Origin of the sequence: Streptomyces sp. NBC_01237 (genome assembly GCF_035917275.1) — a bacterium.
In the GTDB taxonomy this organism is placed as follows: Bacteria; Actinomycetota; Actinomycetes; order Streptomycetales; family Streptomycetaceae; genus Streptomyces.
The window spans coordinates 1,555,523-1,574,197 of record NZ_CP108509.1 but is presented as its reverse complement, the minus strand read 5'-3'; the positions used below and the strand labels follow the sequence as shown (position 1 = coordinate 1,574,197).

General features: G+C 72.5%; 14 protein-coding genes. 8 read left to right on the top strand and 6 right to left on the bottom strand.

What is annotated here, in order from left to right; all coding sequences use genetic code 11:
- The first annotated feature begins 74 nt into the window (after positions 1 to 74).
- The 5 genes from OG251_RS43075 to OG251_RS43055 all read left to right on the top strand — a co-directional run bounded on the left by OG251_RS43075 (position 75) and on the right by OG251_RS43055 (position 9,431).
- On the top strand, positions 75 to 539 hold the full coding sequence (locus tag OG251_RS43075) for a MarR family winged helix-turn-helix transcriptional regulator (protein WP_326682721.1): 465 nt from the start codon (positions 75 to 77) through the stop codon (positions 537 to 539).
- Entirely contained in the window at positions 508 to 1,371 is an 864-nt protein-coding gene (locus tag OG251_RS43070; RefSeq protein WP_326682720.1) for an ABC transporter ATP-binding protein, read from the top strand. Before OG251_RS43075 ends, OG251_RS43070 begins: the two co-directional genes overlap by 32 nt.
- The gene (locus tag OG251_RS43065; RefSeq protein ID WP_326682719.1) at positions 1,331 to 2,176 is read left to right on the top strand and encodes an ABC transporter permease; all 846 of its coding nucleotides are present in this window, start codon (positions 1,331 to 1,333) and stop codon (positions 2,174 to 2,176) included. The genes OG251_RS43070 and OG251_RS43065 overlap by 41 nt, the downstream gene beginning before the upstream one ends.
- 362 nt (positions 2,177 to 2,538) lie before the next feature.
- Complete coding sequence (locus OG251_RS43060) at positions 2,539 to 7,107, top strand: sacsin N-terminal ATP-binding-like domain-containing protein (RefSeq protein ID WP_326682718.1); 4,569 nt, start codon at positions 2,539 to 2,541, stop codon at positions 7,105 to 7,107.
- A 263-nt stretch (positions 7,108 to 7,370) separates the two neighbouring features.
- Entirely contained in the window at positions 7,371 to 9,431 is a 2,061-nt protein-coding gene (locus tag OG251_RS43055; RefSeq protein ID WP_326682717.1) for a phosphocholine-specific phospholipase C, read from the top strand.
- Positions 9,432 to 9,548: 117 nt separating this feature from the next.
- On the opposite strand, the gene OG251_RS43050 is transcribed toward OG251_RS43055, so the two are convergent.
- The 4 genes from OG251_RS43050 to OG251_RS43035 form a co-directional block, all read right to left on the bottom strand.
- Complete coding sequence (locus OG251_RS43050; protein ID WP_326682716.1) at positions 9,549 to 10,469, bottom strand: DUF2510 domain-containing protein; 921 nt, start codon at positions 10,467 to 10,469, stop codon at positions 9,549 to 9,551.
- Positions 10,470 to 10,556: 87 nt separating this feature from the next.
- Positions 10,557 to 11,708, bottom strand: coding sequence for an SUKH-4 family immunity protein (locus tag OG251_RS43045; RefSeq protein WP_326682715.1), 1,152 nt, complete (start codon positions 11,706 to 11,708; stop codon positions 10,557 to 10,559).
- Positions 11,709 to 11,809: 101 nt separating this feature from the next.
- Positions 11,810 to 12,478, bottom strand: coding sequence for a response regulator transcription factor (locus tag OG251_RS43040; protein ID WP_326682807.1), 669 nt, complete (start codon positions 12,476 to 12,478; stop codon positions 11,810 to 11,812).
- Positions 12,479 to 12,486: 8 nt separating this feature from the next.
- Complete coding sequence (locus tag OG251_RS43035; RefSeq protein WP_326682714.1) at positions 12,487 to 13,440, bottom strand: HAMP domain-containing sensor histidine kinase; 954 nt, start codon at positions 13,438 to 13,440, stop codon at positions 12,487 to 12,489.
- 265 nt (positions 13,441 to 13,705) lie between these two features.
- Between OG251_RS43035 and OG251_RS43030 the strand changes: the two genes are divergently transcribed.
- Positions 13,706 to 13,993, top strand: coding sequence for a DUF3040 domain-containing protein (locus tag OG251_RS43030; RefSeq protein ID WP_326682713.1), 288 nt, complete (start codon positions 13,706 to 13,708; stop codon positions 13,991 to 13,993).
- A gap of 115 nt (positions 13,994 to 14,108) precedes the next feature.
- Here the strand turns inward: OG251_RS43030 and OG251_RS43025 are convergent, their stop codons facing one another.
- Positions 14,109 to 14,900, bottom strand: a complete 792-nt coding sequence (locus tag OG251_RS43025) for an AraC family transcriptional regulator (protein WP_326682712.1) — start codon at positions 14,898 to 14,900, stop codon at positions 14,109 to 14,111.
- 72 nt (positions 14,901 to 14,972) lie between these two features.
- Between OG251_RS43025 and OG251_RS43020 the strand changes: the two genes are divergently transcribed.
- Complete coding sequence (locus OG251_RS43020) at positions 14,973 to 16,298, top strand: MFS transporter (protein WP_326682711.1); 1,326 nt, start codon at positions 14,973 to 14,975, stop codon at positions 16,296 to 16,298.
- 18 nt (positions 16,299 to 16,316) lie between these two features.
- On the opposite strand, the gene OG251_RS43015 is transcribed toward OG251_RS43020, so the two are convergent.
- Positions 16,317 to 17,597, bottom strand: a complete 1,281-nt coding sequence (locus tag OG251_RS43015; protein ID WP_326682710.1) for a YeeE/YedE family protein — start codon at positions 17,595 to 17,597, stop codon at positions 16,317 to 16,319.
- 327 nt (positions 17,598 to 17,924) lie between these two features.
- Between OG251_RS43015 and OG251_RS43010 the strand changes: the two genes are divergently transcribed.
- Entirely contained in the window at positions 17,925 to 18,656 is a 732-nt protein-coding gene (locus tag OG251_RS43010; RefSeq protein WP_326682709.1) for a FadR/GntR family transcriptional regulator, read from the top strand.
- Positions 18,657 to 18,675 lie beyond the last annotated feature (19 nt).

Here is an 18,675-nt window from a genome sequence, read left to right as displayed (position 1 = left end):
CGGCGGCAGCCGAGTGGGCCGGGCGGCTCCTTCGCCCCGTGTGGTTACCTCTGCATGGGAGGTATTATGGGCATATGTCGGATAGGGGAATCCCGGGGGAGCTGGGCGACCTGCTGGCCGACGTCAACCGGCTCGTACGGCGCAGCCTGCGCGGCGGTCTGACCGGCCCGCCGATGCCGGCGGCCCAGGCCGAACTGCTCCGGCTGGTCCAGGCGAACCCCGGCATCCGCGTCTCGACGGCGGCCGGGGAACTGCGCCTCGCCGACAACTCGGTGTCGACCCTGATCCGCCAACTCACCGGGCTGGGACTGATGGTCAGGGAGCAGGACCCGCAGGACGCCCGTGCCGCATCACTGAGCGTCACCCCCGAAGCCGCCGAACGGCTGCGGGACTGGGACGACCGACGGGCCGCCGTCTACCGGGAGCGATGGCCGCAGCTGTCCGCGCGGGACCGGGCGGCGCTGACCGCCGCCGTGCCCGCGCTGCGCAGACTCGCCGCCCTGCTCCATGAGGAATCGCGTACCCGACCACGGAGGTGATCCGGCCGTGACCGCAAGCGCCATCGAATGCACCGGACTGGTCTACCGCTTCGGCACCACCCGCGCCGTCGACGATGTGGACTTCTCGGTCACCGCGGGTGAGGTCTTCGGACTGCTCGGCCCCAACGGCGCGGGCAAGACCACCACGATCAGGGCGATCACCACGCTGCTCCCCGTTCCGGCCGGGATGATCCGGGTCTTCGGCCACGATGTGGCCAAGGAACGGATGGGCGTGCGCCGCCTGCTCGGCTACGTCCCGCAGCAGCTCTCCGCCGATGCCGCCCTCACCGGGCGGGAGAACGTCACCCTCTTCGCCCGCGTGTACGACGTGCCGCGCCGCGAACGCCCCCCTCGGGTGGCCCAGGCCCTCGACGCCGTCGGTCTCGGGGACGCGGCCGACCGGATGGCGGGTACGTACTCCGGCGGTATGGTCCGCCGTCTCGAACTCGCCCAGGCGCTGGTGAGTTCGCCCCGCCTGCTGATCCTGGACGAACCGACCATCGGGCTCGACCCGATCGCCCGTACCAGTGTGTGGGAGCGGCTCGACCAGGCCCGTGCCGCCACCGGGATGACCGTCCTGGTCACCACCCACTACATGGACGAGGCGGACCGGTACTGCGACCGCCTCGCGCTGATGCACCAGGGCCGGATCAGAGCCCTCGGTACCCCGGACAGCCTGAAGTCCGGGCTGGAGCGCCTTGCTCCGGCCGGCCGCGCGCCCACTCTGGAGGACGTCTTCCGCTACTACGCGGGCAACGGCCTCGACGACGAGGAGGGAGGCGATTTCAGTGATGTGCGCAGCACACGCCGTACGGCGTCCCGCCTCGGCTGAACCCGGCCCGCTGCCCATCGAGCCCTCCCGGGTGAGCACCGGCTGGTCCGTGCTGCCCTCGCGGGTGGCCGCGATGTGCGCGGTGGAGCTCCAGAAGCTGCGCCACGACCGGACCGAGCTGTACACCAGGGCGATCCAGCCGGCCCTCTGGCTGCTGATCTTCGGCGAGACCTTCACCCGGATCGGCGCGATACCCACGGGACACGTGCCCTACCTCGACTTCCTCGCCCCGGGGATCATCGCCCAGTCCGCGATGTTCATCGCCATCTTCTACGGCATCCAGATCATCTGGGAGCGCGACGCGGGCGTGCTGAACAAGCTGTTGGTCACCCCGACCCCGCGGTGCGCGCTCGTCACCGGCAAGGCGTTCGCCGCCGGTGTGAAGGCGCTGATCCAGGCCGTGGTGGTGATCCTCATCGCCGCGGTACTGGGGGTCGGACTCACCTGGAATCCACTGCGTCTGGCGGGGGTGGCGCTGGTGGTGGTCCTGGGATCGGCCTTCTTCGCCTGTCTGTCGATGACGATCGCCGGCATCGTGCTCACCCGGGACCGGCTGATGGGTATCGGCCAGGCGATCACCATGCCGCTGTTCTTCGCCTCCAACGCGCTCTATCCGGTGGCCCTGATGCCGAGCCGGCTCCAAGTGCTGAGCCGGGCCAATCCGCTGAGCTACGAGGTGGACGCCCTGCGCGGCCTGCTGATCGGCACCCCGGCCCACCTGCCCCTGGATCTCGGAGTGCTCTGTTCCGCGGCGCTCGTGGGCATCGTCTCCGCCTCGGCGCTGATGGGCCGGCTGGCCCGCTGAGGGCCCACCGGCGCATCGGTGGAGGGTCAGCCGGTGGGCGGAGCGAAGAGGAAGGCGCTCCGCGCGCCGAGGGAGAGCGCGCACCGTACGGATGCCGTGATCATCGGCGGTACCTCCGCTCCTTCGCCGGGAGCCTGTGGGCGAGCCGCGCATGCTACGTGATCGCAGCTCCCGCTGGTGCGGCCTTTGCCCCGGGCGCGTATCTCTGTACAGGATGCGGCTGCTGAGTACCTTTCAGGCAGTTCGGACCGGGCCGTTCGGGTCGGGCGGCTCCGGTCGGGGCTGTCCGGGTCGGGCTGTTCGGGCGCGTGAAAGGTGAGGGCCCGGCCGCGGGAGAGCACCGGAGCATCGGAAGAACACGAGTGGGGACGAGCATGGTGGTGCGGGGGACGGCGGAGGAAGTGCGGGCCGCCCAGTGGGCCGAGCGGCTGTTCCGGAAGAAGGTACCGGCGGGGCGGGCGGTGCCCGAGCCGCGGGGGCCCGGGGCCGTCTGCGCGGCCGTCGAGACGTTCGCGCGACTCGCCGCCGAAGCCGGAGTCATGCAGGACTCGGTGACCGGCGCCCGGCGGGGTGCCAAGAGGATGTCGACCGACCGCCTCCAGGGGCTGTCGGAGGTCGTACAGAACGCGGAGGACCTCGGTGCCTCCGAAGTCCGGCTCCTGGTACGGGAACGGACGCTCCTGATCGCCCACAACGGCAGGCCGGTCCGGCTCACCGACGTCATCCCGCTCTCGATGCCCTGGGTGACCAGCAAGGCGCAGGACGCCGAAGCGACCGGGCGGTTCGGGATCGGCCTGATGACGCTGTTCACCTTCTCGCCGTCGATCGAGGTGCACAGCGGCCACTACCGGCTGCGGATCGCCGAGTCGGGTGTGGGACTGGCACCGGCGCGTACCTTCCCGCCCCACGTCGGGGGCGAGGGATGGACCGTGTTCCGTGTTCCGCTCACCGACGCGCGTCTGACGGCCGCCGATGTGGACGCCTGGCTGAGCGCCTGGGGAAACGAGGCGCTGCTCTTCCTCCGCCGGGTCGCCGACGTGGTCCATCTCGACGTCAGGGGCCGGGTACGGCAGCGTCTCGCCCTTCACCGGCGGGACGGCGGCGCCTTCACCGCCGACATCGCCGGCGAGGCGGTGCGCGTGGAGGTCTCGGAGGTCCGCGATCCGGACGGGCTCCGCTGGCAGGTCTGCGCCACGGCCGTGACGACCCCGCCGGACGTCGAGCCCGAGTCGAAGGCCGCCGGGGACACGACGCCCCTCGCGGTCGCCCTGCCGCTGGGCAAGGCCCGTACCGGCACCGGACACGTCCATGTCCGGCTCCCCGTCACCCCGTTGGGGCTGCCCCTTCGTGTGCACGCCCCGTTCGATCCCGCCCCCAGCCGGCAGGACCTGCGCGAGACCGAGTGGAACGACGCGCTCGTGCGGGGCGTGGCCGACCTCTGGGCGGCCGCCCTCGTGGAACGGTTCCGCCACGGCCCGGCCGCGTCCTGGCGCATGCTGCCGCTGCCGCAGGAGGTGAAGGTCCACGACGGTGTCGTCGGCCGGCTGGAGAGCACCGTTCTCCGGCGCTCGCGCGAGCAGGTCTCCGTACGGCTGCGCATCGACGTCCCCGGCCACGGGCCGCTGAAACTGGCTGACCTGGCCGTGGAGGCCCCCGAACTCGGCCGCGTGCTGACCGAGGCCGACATCGAGCAGGTGGCACAGTGCCCGGCCCTGCCGCACGCGGCGCGGGACCCGGAGGCGCGGTACCGGGACATCCTGGGCGACTGGGCGGACCACGGCGGCGCCGAGCCCGTGGACGTCGGGGTACGGGAGGCGATGGCGCTGCTCGGCGACCCGGAGCGGCCGTTGGACGCGGTCATCGAACTGGCCGCCGTCGGTGCCGCCACCGGTGGACTGACCTACCGGCTGTGCGACTTCGCGTGGGTGGAGGACGACGCCGGGACCCGACGCCCGCCACCGGGACCGTCGGACCTGCGCATGTTCGCCGACCGGCGCGGCGGTCTGGCCGAGAGCCTCGGATTCGCCCACGCCCTGCACCCCGCCTTCCTCGCCGGCACGCCGGCCGCGACCCGGGTGCGTGAGTGGCTGCGCGCCCAGAACGCGCTGCTGACCGACGGCGACCAGGTCACCGTGATCCGACGCCTGGCGACCTACGGACGACGGGGCGGCGGCGCGGCTCTCCCCCTCACCGACGAGCAACTGCGCCTCCTCAAGGACGCCTTCGTCCAGGTACCGGAGCGCGACCGCCCCCTGCTCGGCGGCGACATCGGCCGGATCATCACGCTCGGGGCCCGGCACCACGATGCCGAAGGCAAGCGGCACGACGTACAGGCGACCCCGGCCGGGGCATACCTCCCGCCGGGCATCGACAGCGCCGACCGCGACGAGAGCTTCGCCCACGCGGCGGGCACCACACCGGGCCTGGCCTGGCTCCGGCCGCGCTACCACGACGTACTGCGGTCCGGTGGCTCCGGCATGAGTCCGCTGAACTTCCTCAGGCTGCTCGGAGCCCGGACGGCGCCCGGTGTCCGGGCTCACCGGCACCGGAGGGAACGGCTCCAGCGCCAGGGGGTGCACACCCTCGCGCCGGGTTCGCCCAAGAGCCGTACGCGTCGGATGAGCCATCTCGGCGCCACGTACACACTCGACGACCACGAGAGCCCCAACCTCGACGCCGTGGTGCGCTCCATCGCCGCGGAGCCGGACGGACCGGCGCGCAGAAAGCGGGCGGTCGCGCTGCTCCACGTCCTCGGCAGGGCCTGGAACAGCAGCTTCTCCGACCACGAATCGGTCGAGGCCGCGCACGACTACTACGTCTGGGACGTGAAGGCCCGGATTCCGGGCTTCTGGCTGTGGACACTGCGGGAAACCCCCTGGCTGGACAGCGAGAGCGGGACCGCCACGGCGCCCTCGGCCCTGCGCAGACGTACCGAGGCGACGGCGGCGGTCTACGGCACCGACGCGGACGGGCTCCTGCACCGGGACATCCAGGCGGCCGCCGGACGCCGCGGGGAGGTCCTGCGGGCCCTTGCCGTCGGGGGCGAACCGACCGCGGCCGACATCCTTGAGCGGTTGCGCCGGCAGCGCAGGTCGCAACGGGCGGGCGGGGACCACGACCATGCCGCGGCGCTGCTCCTGTACCGGGCCCTGGCGGTGCGGACGGGCCCGCCACGTGGCCCGTCCGCCACCGGAGCGGCGGGCGGACCGGCCGCCGACGTATCGCGTGCCGACATCGCACGGGCCTTCGCCGAGAGCGACGGACTGGTCCTGACCGAGTCGGGCTGGCGCACCCCCGGCGCCTGTCTGCGGGGCAAGCCGTTGTTCGGCGAACTGCGCGACTTCGCGCCCGCCTTCGACGGCGGAGACGCCCTGTGGGAGGCGGTGGGGGTGCCCCGGCCCGGTGCCGATGACGCGATCGCCGTCATCCGGCGGCTCGTACCCGCGAAACCGGGCGGGCGGCGGACGGAGCCGGACGCGGCGGCCCAGGCCGTGCTGCTGCAGAGCCTGCAGTTCCTCCAGGAGCTGGCGGCCGGGGAGCCCGAGAAGCTGCGAGGGAAGCGGCTCGGCCGCCTGCCGCTCTGGACGAGCCACGGGTGGACCGGCCGCCGTCCCGTGTACGCCGTGGAGGAGGCCGGGCTCGCCGCCGCGCTGACGGCCGCGCAGGCACCGCCCGTATGGTGCCCCGGCGCGGAACTCGAACAGTTCCGGGACCTCCTGCCACATCTGGGCATCACCGTCGTCGGCGGCGACGCGATCGTGCCGTACGCCCCCGGACCGCCCGACCCCGACGCTCACGCGACGGCCCGGCTCTCGTCGGCCGTCGCGCACCTCCGCGAGGACCTCCAGCGCAGCGATCCCGCCACGGCCCGGGAACTCCAGGGATCCTGGGACGAACTGACCGGCCTGGTCGTCCACATCGAGCCCGCACTCGCGTGCACGGTGGTACTGCCGGGGCAGCCCGACCCGCCCGGTCCGCTCCGCGTTCCGGTCCAGACCGCGATCGACTGGGACCGGGGGACTCTCTACGCCCGCGACGACCGGATCCTGGCCCGGTCCGGCGGCGTGGGCCGGGCGCTCGCGGCCCGGTTCCGCGCCAGGCGGCGAGAGGTCGCCCACGCGTGGAGCGCGGCATGGGAGCGTGCCGACTCCGGACCGATCGCCACGGAGATCGTCAGGGCGGAGGACCGTATCGAGGAGCGCCGGGCGGCCGCGGACGCCGAACACGCGCAGCGGCTGGCCGAGTTCCACCAGGAGACGAACGCACGGCACGCCTCGGCCGGCAGAGCCCGTACCGCGAAGCCGAAGCCGCCGGCCGTGAAGCAGCCCGGAGCACCGTCGGGGGTCTCCTCAGCGGCCGTCCCACCGCGTCGCCTCGTCGACCCCGGGCTGCTGCGCCCCGTACTGGACCGGGCGGTGATCACCGGCCGGAGCGGCCGGGCCGCCGCCGGGGCCACCGGGAGCGGCCCGGCCCGGCCCACCCTGTCCGGGCCACGGGCGGAACCGGCTGTTCCGCAGCAACGGAGCACGCTGAAGGCGTTCAGCGCGCTGGACCAGGAGGCCGTCGCCCTGGACCTGGTGCGCCTGGCTCTGGCGCGGGACGACGAGGACTTGCGGGACCTGCGGGCGCAGCGGGGTCTGGGCGCCGACGCGGCCGACGAGCTGAGCCGCTTCTACGAGGTGAAGTCCTTCCTGCGCAGGGAGCCGGACTCCCTCTCGGTGACGCCCCACGAGTACGAACGGGCCGCCACCGAGAAGGACTTCTTCCTCGTGGTGGTGTCGGGCCTGGAGGACGGGGCGGGCGAGCGTGCCACCGTACGGATCATCCTCGATCCGTTGCGCGAGCTTGCCGCCCACCCCAGCGCGAATGTGACGCTCACCGGCGTGCGGGGGTGCCGGAGCTTCTCCATCCCCTTCGAGCGGGCGGACTGAAGGGATGACAGGACCGGGGAGGGGCGGTCACCGGCCGCCCCCCCCGGACCTGTCCCGGCGGTCACAGGCCGCTCCCCGGACCTGTCCCGGGCGGTCACGGGCCGCTCCCCGGACCTGTCCCGGCGGTGGCTTTCCGGCGGTGTGTACGGCCGTCGTGTGTACGGCCGCCGTTCACAGTGCCGTCGCTGCCTCTTCCCTTCCGCTCGGTCCTCTTGGAACATTCCGTTCGCTTCTGTTTCCTCACCCCAAGAGGCCCCACACTCATGTCTGACATCAATCGGCGCCGTTTCCTCCAACTGGCTGGAGCGACAGCGGGTTTCGCCGCCCTGTCGAGCAGCATCGACCGTGCCGCCGCCATCCCCGCACACCGCGCCTCCGGCACCATCCAGGACATCGAGCACATCGTCGTGCTGATGCAGGAGAACCGTTCCTTCGACCACTACTTCGGCGCGCTGAAGGGAGTACGCGGATTCGGGGACCCGCGCCCCGTGACGCTGCCCGGCGGGAAGCCGGTCTGGCACCAGGCGGACGGCGCGCAGAAGGAGACCCTGCCGTTCCACCCGACGGCCGACGACCTCGGGATGCAGTTCCTCCAGGGCCTCAACCACGACTGGGCGGGCGGCCACCAGGCGTACAACAACGGCCGCTACGACCGGTGGATACCCGCCAAGACGCCGACGACGATGGCCTACCTCACCCGTGAGGACATTCCCTTCCACTACGCGCTCGCCGACAGGTTCACCGTCTGCGACGCGTACCACTGCTCGTTCATCGGGGCCACCGACCCGAACCGCTACTACATGTGGACGGGGTACACGGGCAACGACGGCACCGGCGGCGGTCCCGTCCTCGGCAACGAGGAAAAGGGCTACGGCTGGACCACCTACCCCGAACGCCTGGAGGAGGCCGGGATCTCCTGGAAGATCTACCAGGACACCGGGGACGGCCTGGACGCCGCCGGGCACTGGGGCTGGATCAACGACGCCTACCGGGGCAACTACGGCGACAACTCCCTGCTGTACTTCGACAAGTACCGCAACGCCCGGCCCGGAGACCCGCTGTACGACAAGGCGCGGACCGGGACGAACGTCAAGGGCGGCGACGGCTACTTCGACGAACTCGCCGCGGACGTGAAGGCCGGGACGCTCCCGAAGATCTCCTGGGTCGCCGCTCCAGAAGCCTTTAGCGAGCACGCCAACTTCCCCTCGAACTACGGCGCCTGGTACATCGCACAGATGCTGGACGCGCTGACGTCGAACCCCGAGGTGTGGAGCCGGACCGCGCTGTTCATCACCTACGACGAGAACGACGGCTTCTTCGACCACGTCGTGCCGCCCTACCCGCCGGCCTCCGCGGCGCAGGGCCTGTCCACCGTCGATGTCGCCCCGGACCTCTACAAGGGCGGCATCTCCTACGCCGCGGGCGCCTACGGTCTGGGCCCGCGGGTCCCCATGCTCGTCGTCTCGCCCTGGAGCACCGGCGGTTACGTCTGCTCCGAGGTCTTCGACCACACCTCGATCCTCCGGTTCATGGAGCGGCGCTTCGGAGTGCGTGAGCCGAACATCTCACCGTGGCGGCGCGCGATCTGCGGCGACCTCACCTCGGCCTTCGACTTCGGCACCACGGACACCGCGCCCGTCACCCTGCCCGACACGTCCGGCTACGAGCCGCCGGACCACGACCGGCACCCCGACTACCGGCCCACGCCGCCCGGTGTCGGTTCCCTGCCCAAGCAGGAAGCGGGCGCACGCCCCGCCCGGCCGCTGCCGTACGCGCCGTACGTCGACGCCGAGGTCAGGGCCGGCGACGGCCGCATCGCCCTCACCTTCAGTCCGGGTACGAAGGCGGGGGCGCAGTTCTACGTCACCTCGGCGAACCGCACCGACGCGCCGTGGACGTACACGGCCGAGGCGGGCAGGACGATCTCCGACACCTGGAACTCGGCCTACTCCAAGGGCACGCACGACCTCACGGTGCACGGCCCGAACGGATTCCTGCGCACCTTCAGGTGTCCCGCGAAGACCGCGGGCCCCGAGGTGACGGCCCGCCACAACGCCGCGACCGGCAACCTGGACCTGACGCTCACCAACCCCGGTACCACGGAGGCCCGGCTGACGGTCGCCAACGCCTACGGCGGACAGCCGCGGACGCTCGCGGTGGGACCGGGGGCCACGGTGCGTCACACGGTCGACCTGAGCGCCTCCCGGCGCTGGTACGACGTGTCCGTCGTCATCGGCACGGGCACCGCCTTCCTGCGCCGCTTCGCCGGGCATGTGGAGACCGGAGCCGCGGGCGTCAGCGACCCGGCCACCGCCACCGTCTGACCGGTTCGTCCGGCGGCCCTCGGTACGCGGCGGCCGGGCGTCGGCGCGACGGCCGAGGGGCCGTGCCGGAACCCTCCGGCACGGCCCCTCGGCCGTTCGCGTGTGTCCGGGTGCCTGCTACGTGCTCTGGCCGGTGCCGCCCCCGGTGCCGGAGGCGGCCTTGATGCCCCGGGTGATGTCGTCCAGGACGGAGAGCTTCGGCGCCTCGGCGCTGACGTCGAAGCCGGACCGGACGACGACCAGCATGTCCTTCGTGGTGGGGGAGGGGAAGGCGAGCGACTCGACGTACCCGTCGTCACCCTTCTTCGTCACGACCTTCCAGCGCACCAGGTAGCCCTTCTGACCGGCTACCGTGACCGGCTCGGACTTGAGCTGCTCGTGCGAGGTGATGCCTTCGTAGATCTTCTCGCCGTACGACTCCTCGGCGTTGACCGCGATGTCCTTCTTGGCCGCGGCCTCCGCCGTCTTCGCGTCGTTCTTCAGCGCGACGGCAGGAGCCGAGAACACACCACCGCGCACGCACTTCTCGCCCGAGGCGCCGGGACAGGCGTAGTCGCCGGTGGTCAGCCCGGCACCGACGGTCCCGGACCGGCCGGTCCAGCCCTTGGGCACCGGGAGACTGATGCCACTGGCCAGATCCGTGGCGTAGCCGTCCTCGGCCGGCGGCAGCCGGCCGTCGGGCGCCCGGCTCTCGCCCCCGCCGCCGTTCTCGCCGTTCCCGTCCGGGGCACCGTTCCCGTCCGGGGCACCGGGCCGGCCCGGGGTGCCGGACGGCGCGGACGACGGGGAGCTCGCCGCGGTCTCCGGCTGTCTGCCGTTGTCCTCCTGGATCAGATACACGCCGCCCCCGATGGCGGCGAGCACCACCACTCCGACGGTCACGCCGACGGCGATACGCGTCCGGCGCCGCCGGACCGCCGCGGGCGGCACGCGGAGGTGGTCGGTCCACTGGGTTCCGTCCCACCAGCGTTCCTGGGCGGGGCCGATTCCTGAATACCCGGGGTCTGGATGCCAGCCGGGCGGGCTCGTCTGGGTCACGGTGTGCACCGTATGCGCACTGGGTGAGAAACGCATGAACTATCGGCGCACACATGTGCTGGTCGCCGCGCGGCCGGCCGGCTCATCTCACAGCACCCCGCCCGGCTCGTCGTGGAAGACCTCGGGCCAGTAGCGCCAGTCGCCCTCCTCGCCCGTCGAGCGGCAGGCAACCGGGTCCACCGCCGCCAGCACCCGGGCCATGGTGTCGGCGAGCGGCTGGTACATGTCCGCCGTCAGCCCGTGCTCCTCGTCCAGGGCGTGTTCGCGGTGCAGGATCCACACGGTGAAGGCGAGCGTGGAGACATCGGCGTTGAGCGGTAACAGCGTCGCCTGGGCGACCGACCACGCGTGCACGGTGCCCGTAGCCCCGTCGACGAACACCGCCGTGTCCTCGACGAGCCATCCCAGGTAGAACAGCCGGCCGGCGATCTCCGCCATGGACGGGGGATAGCCGTAGAGATCCGCCCCGTCCTGGTGCTCGTCCCGGCACGCGGCGAGGGAGACCAGCCGGGGGGCCTCCGTCCCGAGGCTGAACATGCCACCGTCGGACGGGAGCCCGGTCTCCGTGAGGAAGCGCCGCGTCGGCAGGTGCACCAGAGCGTCGGGCAGATCGGAGCGGTCGAAGCGCACGACCTCCCGCTCCCCGAACTCCTCCTCCAGTACCCCCTCGGGCAGATCCAGGTGCAGGCCGTTGCCCGGCCGTGCCATCAGCGCGAGCGGCCGTACGAGAGCGGCGATGCGCCAGAACGCCGGGACGGAGTGCTCCCACTCGTCGCTGTCCCCCGCGCTGCCCCAGTCACCGCCCCACTCCTCGTCCTCGAAGACCGCGAGCAGCCCGGCGGACGCCTCGGCCACCGCACGGGGACCCGAACGGTCGGCGAACCGGGCGAACTGCCCGTAGGTCCGGGCCAGTTCGTCCGTCGCGGCCAGGAAGCGGGTGAGGGCGTCGCGCGAGGGGGCCAGCGGCAGAACATCGGTGAGATCGGGGCTCTCCTCGAAGAGATACATGCTGAAGACGCGCCCCGTCGCTCCGTCCAGCACGATGTGCTCGGCCTCGTCACCCTCGATGAGCAGATGCCCGATGACCAGCAGACCCCGGATGTACGGGTCGAGCCCGGACGGGTCGCCCGATCCGGCCGTCGAGGCGAGCAGTTGCGCGACGGTCGGGTGCGGGTGCCCGTCGGCGGGCCGCAGCCGGATCAGGTCGTCCGGCTGCCCTGCGATGATCTCGGTCGTCATTCGTCTCCCCGCGCACTCGCCGAACCCGGGCCCCGGGACCCGGTTGTCGTCCACTGCGAAGACCCTAGGCGGCGGCACTGACATCGTCGGTGCGGTCCGGACTACGGCTCGATCAGCCCGGCGCGGATCGCGTAGCGGGTGAGTTCCAGACGGTCGCGCAGACCCAGTTTCTGGAGCAGATTCGCACGGTGCCGCTCGACGGTCTTGACGCTGATGACGAGCAGGCCGGCGATCTCCTTCGAAGAGTGGCCCTCGGCCACCAGCTTGAGGATCTCCTCCTCGCGTTCGGTGATGGCGCGGGCCGGGAGATCCCCGCCCTCCCTGGCCCGTTCGAGGAAGTTGCGGATCAGGGCGGTGACCGCACCGGGGTAGAGGAACGGTTCGTCGCGCATCGCGGCACGGCAGGCCTCCACCAGGTCCCGGTCGGCGACGGACTTCAGTACATAGCCCGCCGCTCCCGCCTTGAGCGCTTCGAAGAAGTACTGCTCGTTGTCGTACATGGTCAGCATGAGGATGCGCAGCCCCGGCTGGACACGGGACAGCTCCCGTGCCGCCTGAAGCCCGGTCAGACGCGGCATCGCGATGTCGAGGATGGCCAGGTCGGGCTGTTCGGCGCGGGCCATCTCGATGGCCTCGGCGCCGTCACCCGCCTCGGCGACGACGAGGAGGTCCGGCTCGTTGTCGAGAATGAGCCGGACGCCCCGGCGGACCAGGGCGTGGTCGTCCGCGAGCAGGATGCGCGTCCTGCGCGCCGGGTCGTGCGGGGACATGGTCGTGTTCACCGGCTTCCGTTCCGTACGGGCACATCGAGGCGTACTTCGGTGCCGCCCCCCGGACCGCTGCCGAGGGTGAGTCCGGCTCCGATGAGCAGGGCACGTTCGCGCATCCCGCGCAGGCCCGCGCCCTCGGGGCCGTCCCCGAGACCGCGGCCGTCGTCGCGGATGCACAGTTCCACTCCGCCGGGGCTGCGGCGCAGGGAGAGTTCCAGACGTGTGGCGCGGGCATGGCGGACCGTGTTGGTGAGGCACTCCTGGGCGATGCGGTAGACGACGAGTTCGGCCTCGGCGCCCAGTTGGGGCAGGTCCTTCTCCATCCGCCGTCCGACCGTCAGCCCGTCGGGCTTCGGGGTCTCGGTGATCAGCGCCGTCAGAGCACTGACCAGGCCCAGTTCCTCCAGCACTCCGGGCCGCAGGCGGCGGGCGATCCGGCGTACCTCGTCCAGGCCGCCACGGGTGATCTCCTGGACCTGGCGCAACTCGTCGCGCAGCGGCTCGGGAGCCCGGTCGGCGACGCGCTTCAGTTCGAGCAGCACCGCCGTGAGGGTCTGCCCGACCTCGTCGTGGAGTTCCTGGGCCACCCGGCGGCGTTCGTCCTCCTGCGCGGACAGCGCGCGAGCGCTGCTGGTGGCCCGCTCCGCCTCCAGACGGTCGAGCATCGTGTTGAACGTCTCGATCAGGTCGGCGATCTCCCCCTGCCCGGCGACCTCGGGGCGCGGGCCGGGACGGAGCAGGTCGATCGTGGTCATCGCCCGGGTGACCCGCTGGAGCGGAGCCAGTCCGAGCCTGAGCAGAGCGGCGTTGGCACCGAGCATCGAGGTGATGCCACCTGCCAGGATCAGGGCCTCGGTCAGCAGTACCGGGGTGGAGATGGTGATCGGGCCGAGCAGCAGCAGGGCCCCGGCCGCCACCAGGACCGCGGCGTTGAGCAGGAAAATGCGCCAGAACAGGGACAAGGGAGCATGGCCTCCTTCGGGTGGTTGTGCGGACGGTCGGTTGCCTCCACTATTGCCGTTCCCGCCGCTGCCCCGGCCCCGTGCGTCCCGGCCCGGCGTCCTCGTACATGGTGGCCACCCCCGTAAATGGGTGGTGTCCCCGATAGCCCGCGCGGGAACGGGTCGAGGAGCATGAGGAACGAGTACCGCGTCCCGCTCCCGCGCCGCGCACGCCCGGGAGCACGGCTTCGCACCCGGCGGTTTCCGTACCGGGAAGGAGACACCCATGCCCACGTACGACGAGCGGCTGCGTGACATCGAGGAGCGGCTGCGCCACGACGACCCGGGGTTCGCCGCCTCCCTGTCCGGCGGCAGCCCGCGTTCCCCGCGTGAGTACCGCAGGGGCCACGCCTGGCTCTGGCTCGTCGTCGGGCTCGCCGCCCTGGGCGCCGGCATCGCCGTGGGGCACGGACTCCTCATCGCCGCCGGGCTGGTGGTGGCGGGTGTGGCCGGTCAGCTCTTCGACCCGCAACGCGGTCGCCTCCACGGCAGGAACGTGCCCCCGGCCCGCTGAGCGCGGGCCTTCGGAGTCCGCCGCCGGCACCCACCGCTCCTTTCCGCCGCCGCCCGCCCGCCGCCGCCCGCGCCCCTCAGGCCCTCAGCCCTTCGGGCCTTCGGGCCGGCTCCGGTCACGGCCCGCGATCGGCGAAGTAGGCGGAGGGCGTGATGCCCAGCGTGCGCCGGAACATCGCGGTGAAGGCGCTGGGCGTGGCATAGCCGAGCTCGGTGGCGGCCGCCGTGACCGATGCGCCGGAGGCGAGCAGTGTGACGGCGTGGACGAGCCTGGCCTGCTGCACCCAACGGGCCAGGCCCATGCCGGTCGCGGCGGCGAAACCGCGCTGGAGGCTGCGGGTGCTCATGTGTGCGAAGGCCGCGGCCTCCCGCGTCGTCCACCGGCGGCCGGGGTGGAGCCGGACGGCCTCGCAGAGCCGGTGCAGCCCGGCGGGTCCGCTCTCCTCGGGAGCCGGGAGGTACAGCGCGGGGACGGGGCGCGGGGCCAGTTCCAGGAGCAGCAGCTCCATCACCTTGCCGTCCCGGCCGTCCGGGTCGTACTCCACCGGAATCCGGGTGGCGTCGTCGATCAGCTCGCGCAGGAGCGGGGAGACCGACACCACGGTCGGTGCGGTGGGCAGATGCCAGGACGGCTGCGGCTCGATGTAGAGCGTACGCATGGCCACCGCCCCCACGCAGGTCATGGCGTGGGTGAGGCCCGCCGGTACCCAGACACCCCGGGTGGCCGGAACCACCCAGACGCCGTGCCCGGTGGCGACCGTGATCGCTCCGGTCGTGCCGTGGATCAGCTGGGCCCGCCGGTGTTCGTGCGGCGGGATGTGGTGGCCGTCCGGGAGGTCGCGGGCCATGGCCGCGACCGGCCGGGGTACGTCCTGGTAGTCCTCGCGCAGCTCGCTCTTTCCGTACATTGGCGCACTCTCGATAGATGATGACGCAGTAACGAAAGTATGCCGCCGGGCGTCGGCCTAACGTCGGCCCATGTGACCGATTCACCGACCGATACATCGTCTGCTGACTCATCCACCGAAATCGCTGCCGGGCGCGGTACCGCCACCGGGGCCGGAGCCGATACGGACACCGGCCCCGCTCCGGTACGTATCCGAGGGCTGACGGCCCTGCTCGCCTGCACCAGCGCCGTCACCGCGGCGAGCGTCTATCTGAACCAGCCTCTGCTGGCCGACGCGGCAGCCTCCCTGGGGGTGGAGCCCGATGTCCTCGGAGCCGTACCGACCGCCACTCAGCTCGGCTACGCGGCGGGCATTCTGCTGCTCGTCCCGGCCGGGGACAGCCATGACCGGCGGCGGCTGATCCTGGGCCTGGGGACGGCGTCCGTCCTCGCGCTCGCCGCCTGTGCCGCGTCGCCCGCGGTGTGGGCTCTGGTCGTGTCGAGCTTCGCCGTGGGGCTGCTGTCCCCGGTGCCCCAGCTCGTCACGCCCTTCGCCGTGGCGCTCGCGGACCGGCAGGGGGCGGCAGCGGGGGCGGGCCGGGGCGGGCTGGTGGGTACGGTGCAGGCCGGGCTGCTGGTCGGGGTCCTCGCCGCACGCGCGTACTCCGGGGCGCTGGCCGAGTTCGCCGGATGGCGTGCCGTGTACGGGTGTTCCGCCGTGCTGACCCTGGTGCTGATGGCCGTGCTCCGGCGTGCCCTGCCCCGGGTCCCGGGGGCTGCCGGCGCCCGTACCTACCGGGCCACGCTCACCTCGTTGCCGAAGCTCTTCGCCTGCGACGGCCTCGTCCGGCGGGTCACCCTGTCCGGGGCGCTGGTCGGGGTCTCGTTCGGTGCGTTCTGGACGGCGCTGACGTTCCTCCTGGAGCGCCGGTACGGCTTCGGCCCCACCGGAATCGGTCTGTTCGGCCTGGTCGCGGCGGCCAGCGCCCTCGCCTCGCCCTACGCCGGGAGACTTGCCGACCGGCTGGGGCGCCGCGGCTCCCTCGGGGCGCTCATCGGGCTCGTCGTCCTGGGGTGGTCGGCCCTGGCTCCCGGCGGCGACGGACTGCTGTGGCTGATCGTGGGCGTCGTCGTGCTCGACGTGGGTGTCTGGGGCAACCAGGCGGTCTGCCAGACGATCCTGTTCACCCGCGATCCGGCCGTGCACAACCGGCTCAACACGCTCTACTTCACCCTGCGTTTCCTCGGGATCGCGGTCGGATCGCTGGCCGGCACCCTGGCCTGGGCGGGCGGCGGCTGGTCCGCGGTGGTGGTGCTCGGCACGGGCGCCGCGGTGTGCGGTCTGGTGGTCGCGGTGCTGCCCGCGCGCGACGCGCCGAGGCCCCGTCGGGTCGACGGGGCCTCGGCGAGCGGGAGGTGAGAGAGCGGTGTGCGAGGGTCAGCAGACGCTGTCCGTCGGCTTCGGGTTGCCGAGGCCGAAGAGCGGCCGCAGCCGCAGACCCGCCCAGGTCCCCAGGATCGCGACGGCGCCCCAGACCCATCCGTGCAGCGAGCCGGAGGCGATCCCCGCGAGGTACGCGCCGATGTTGCAGCCACCGGCCATCCGGGCACCGATGCCCATCAGGATGCCGCCCAGGACGGCGGCGACGGCCGTGCGGCCGGGGACGGCGCGGTGCAGTGTCCAGACCCCGCCCGCCGCCGCGGCCACCGCCGCACCGACCATGATGCCGATGTCGGTGAGGCTGTTCTTGTCGGCGAGCACCGGGCCCGACAACTGGGCGGCACTGCCCGGCTGCCGGTAGAACTCCCACGCTTCCGGCGAACCGCCGAGCGCGCCCACGGCCTTGGCGCCCCACAGGGCGAACGCGCTGGTCACGCCCCAGGCCCCGCCCGACACCAGCAGTACACCGGCCCCGAGCACGGCGAGCACCAGCGCACCGACGGCGAGCGGCCAGGAACCCCGGACAGCGCGGGCCAGGGCTCCGCGCGCGGACGGCGGCGTGCCCACCGGCGGCGGAGTACGGCGGTTCTGCACGGCGCGGGCGACGAACCAGATGACCGCGAGCACCGCGATCGTCACCGCCCAGGAACCGAACCAGCCCACATGGTCGGAGAGCAGGACCGGGTCGAGCGCGGGCAGATCGTTCCACAGGCCGAACTGCCAAGCGGCCAGGGTCGATCCCACGATGAAGCCGAAAAGGGTGAGGACGATCGTCGACTGGCCCGAACCCACGGCGAACAGGGTGCCGGAGGCGCAGGCGCCACCGAGCTGCATCCCGATGGCGAACAGGAAGGCGCCGACGAGCAGGCCGATGCCGAGCGGCCCGGCGCTGGGCCCCGGGACGGAGCCGAACAGTCCGGTGCCGCTGCCGATGATCAGCGCGAAGAGCGTGGCGGTCGTGCCGAGCAGCAGGGTGTGGGCGCGCAGCCCGGTGCCGTTGCCGACGGCCACCAACTGGCGCCAGGCGGAGGTGAACCCGAAGCGCGAGTGGAAGAGGGCGAACCCGAGCGCGATACCGAGCAGCAGCAGCGTGCCCGGCTTGGCGCCGTGCCGGGCGAAGACGTAGGAGCTGAGCGCGGCCCCGATCAGGGCGGCGACGGCGAGCGGCACCCGGCGTACGGGAGGGGCGGGCTCGGCCTCGGGAGCGGGCAGGGACGTGGTGACGGGGGAGAGCAGGGCGGCACGGGGCGGCGCCCCGGCAGGGGGAGCGGTAGTCAAGGGGTTCTCCGGAAGAGGGAGGGGCGGACCGGATGGGGGCGCGCGTGGGAACGGGCCCCGGAATGCGTGCGTCAGGGACGACAGAGCGCGTCGTCGACGCTCCACGGTGTGGCCGCGAAGAGCGCGAGAGCCAGCTGACGGGCAGGTCCGAACATGTGCGCCACTGTAGGCGCGCCCGGAGAAGCGGAATGAGTCGTCTCGCATCGCGAGAACGGGATCGCGGTGGGTGAGACGTCGCGGGGGCCCTGCCGAGCGAGAGGTCCGACCACACGGCATGCGTGACATAGTCTGAGAATTCGACCGTCCGTGACGTGCAGGGAGTGGTGGATGCCCGTCGAGTGGCAGCCCGTACGGCAGTCCCGTACGCATGAGCTCGTTCTCCAGAGCATCGAGGACCGGGTGTTCGCCGGCGAGCTCAGAGCGGGCGACCGGCTGCCGCCCGAGAGGGAACTGGCCCCGGTGCTCGGTGTCAGCCGCTCCGCGCTGCGCGAGGCACTCAGGGTGCTGGAGACCATCGGGGTGCTGGTGGCCCAGCCCGGACGCGGTCCGGACTCCGGAGCCCGTATCGTCCGCAACCCGGACGACGCCCTCGGCCGGCTGCTGCGCCTGCACTTCGCGCTCGGCAGCTACAGCCTCCACGATGTGCTGGAGGCGCGGGTCGTCCTGGAGCGGTCCAGCTTCGAAGCCGCGGCGGCGCACGCCTGCGACGAGGACCTCGACGAAGCGGAGCGGCTGCTCCTGGGCATGGGGGACCCGGACGTCACGGTGGCCCGGTTCAACGACCTGGACACCCGCTTCCATGTGCTGATCGCCCGCAGTTCGGGCAACGCGCTCACCTCCACTCTCACCTCCGCCGTACGCGAGTCGGTACGCCCGTTGATTCTCCGCGCGCTGGAGGAGGCGGCGGACTGGCCCGCCACGGCGCGCGCGCTCAACTCCCAGCACACGCAACTGCTGCGCCTGGTGCGCGAGGGGCGGGGCGGCGCGGCGGCGGATCTGGTGGAAAAGCACATCCGGGGACTGCACGGCACGCTCGTCGACGAGAACGCCGGGGCCTAGCGGCGGGACGGCCGGCCGG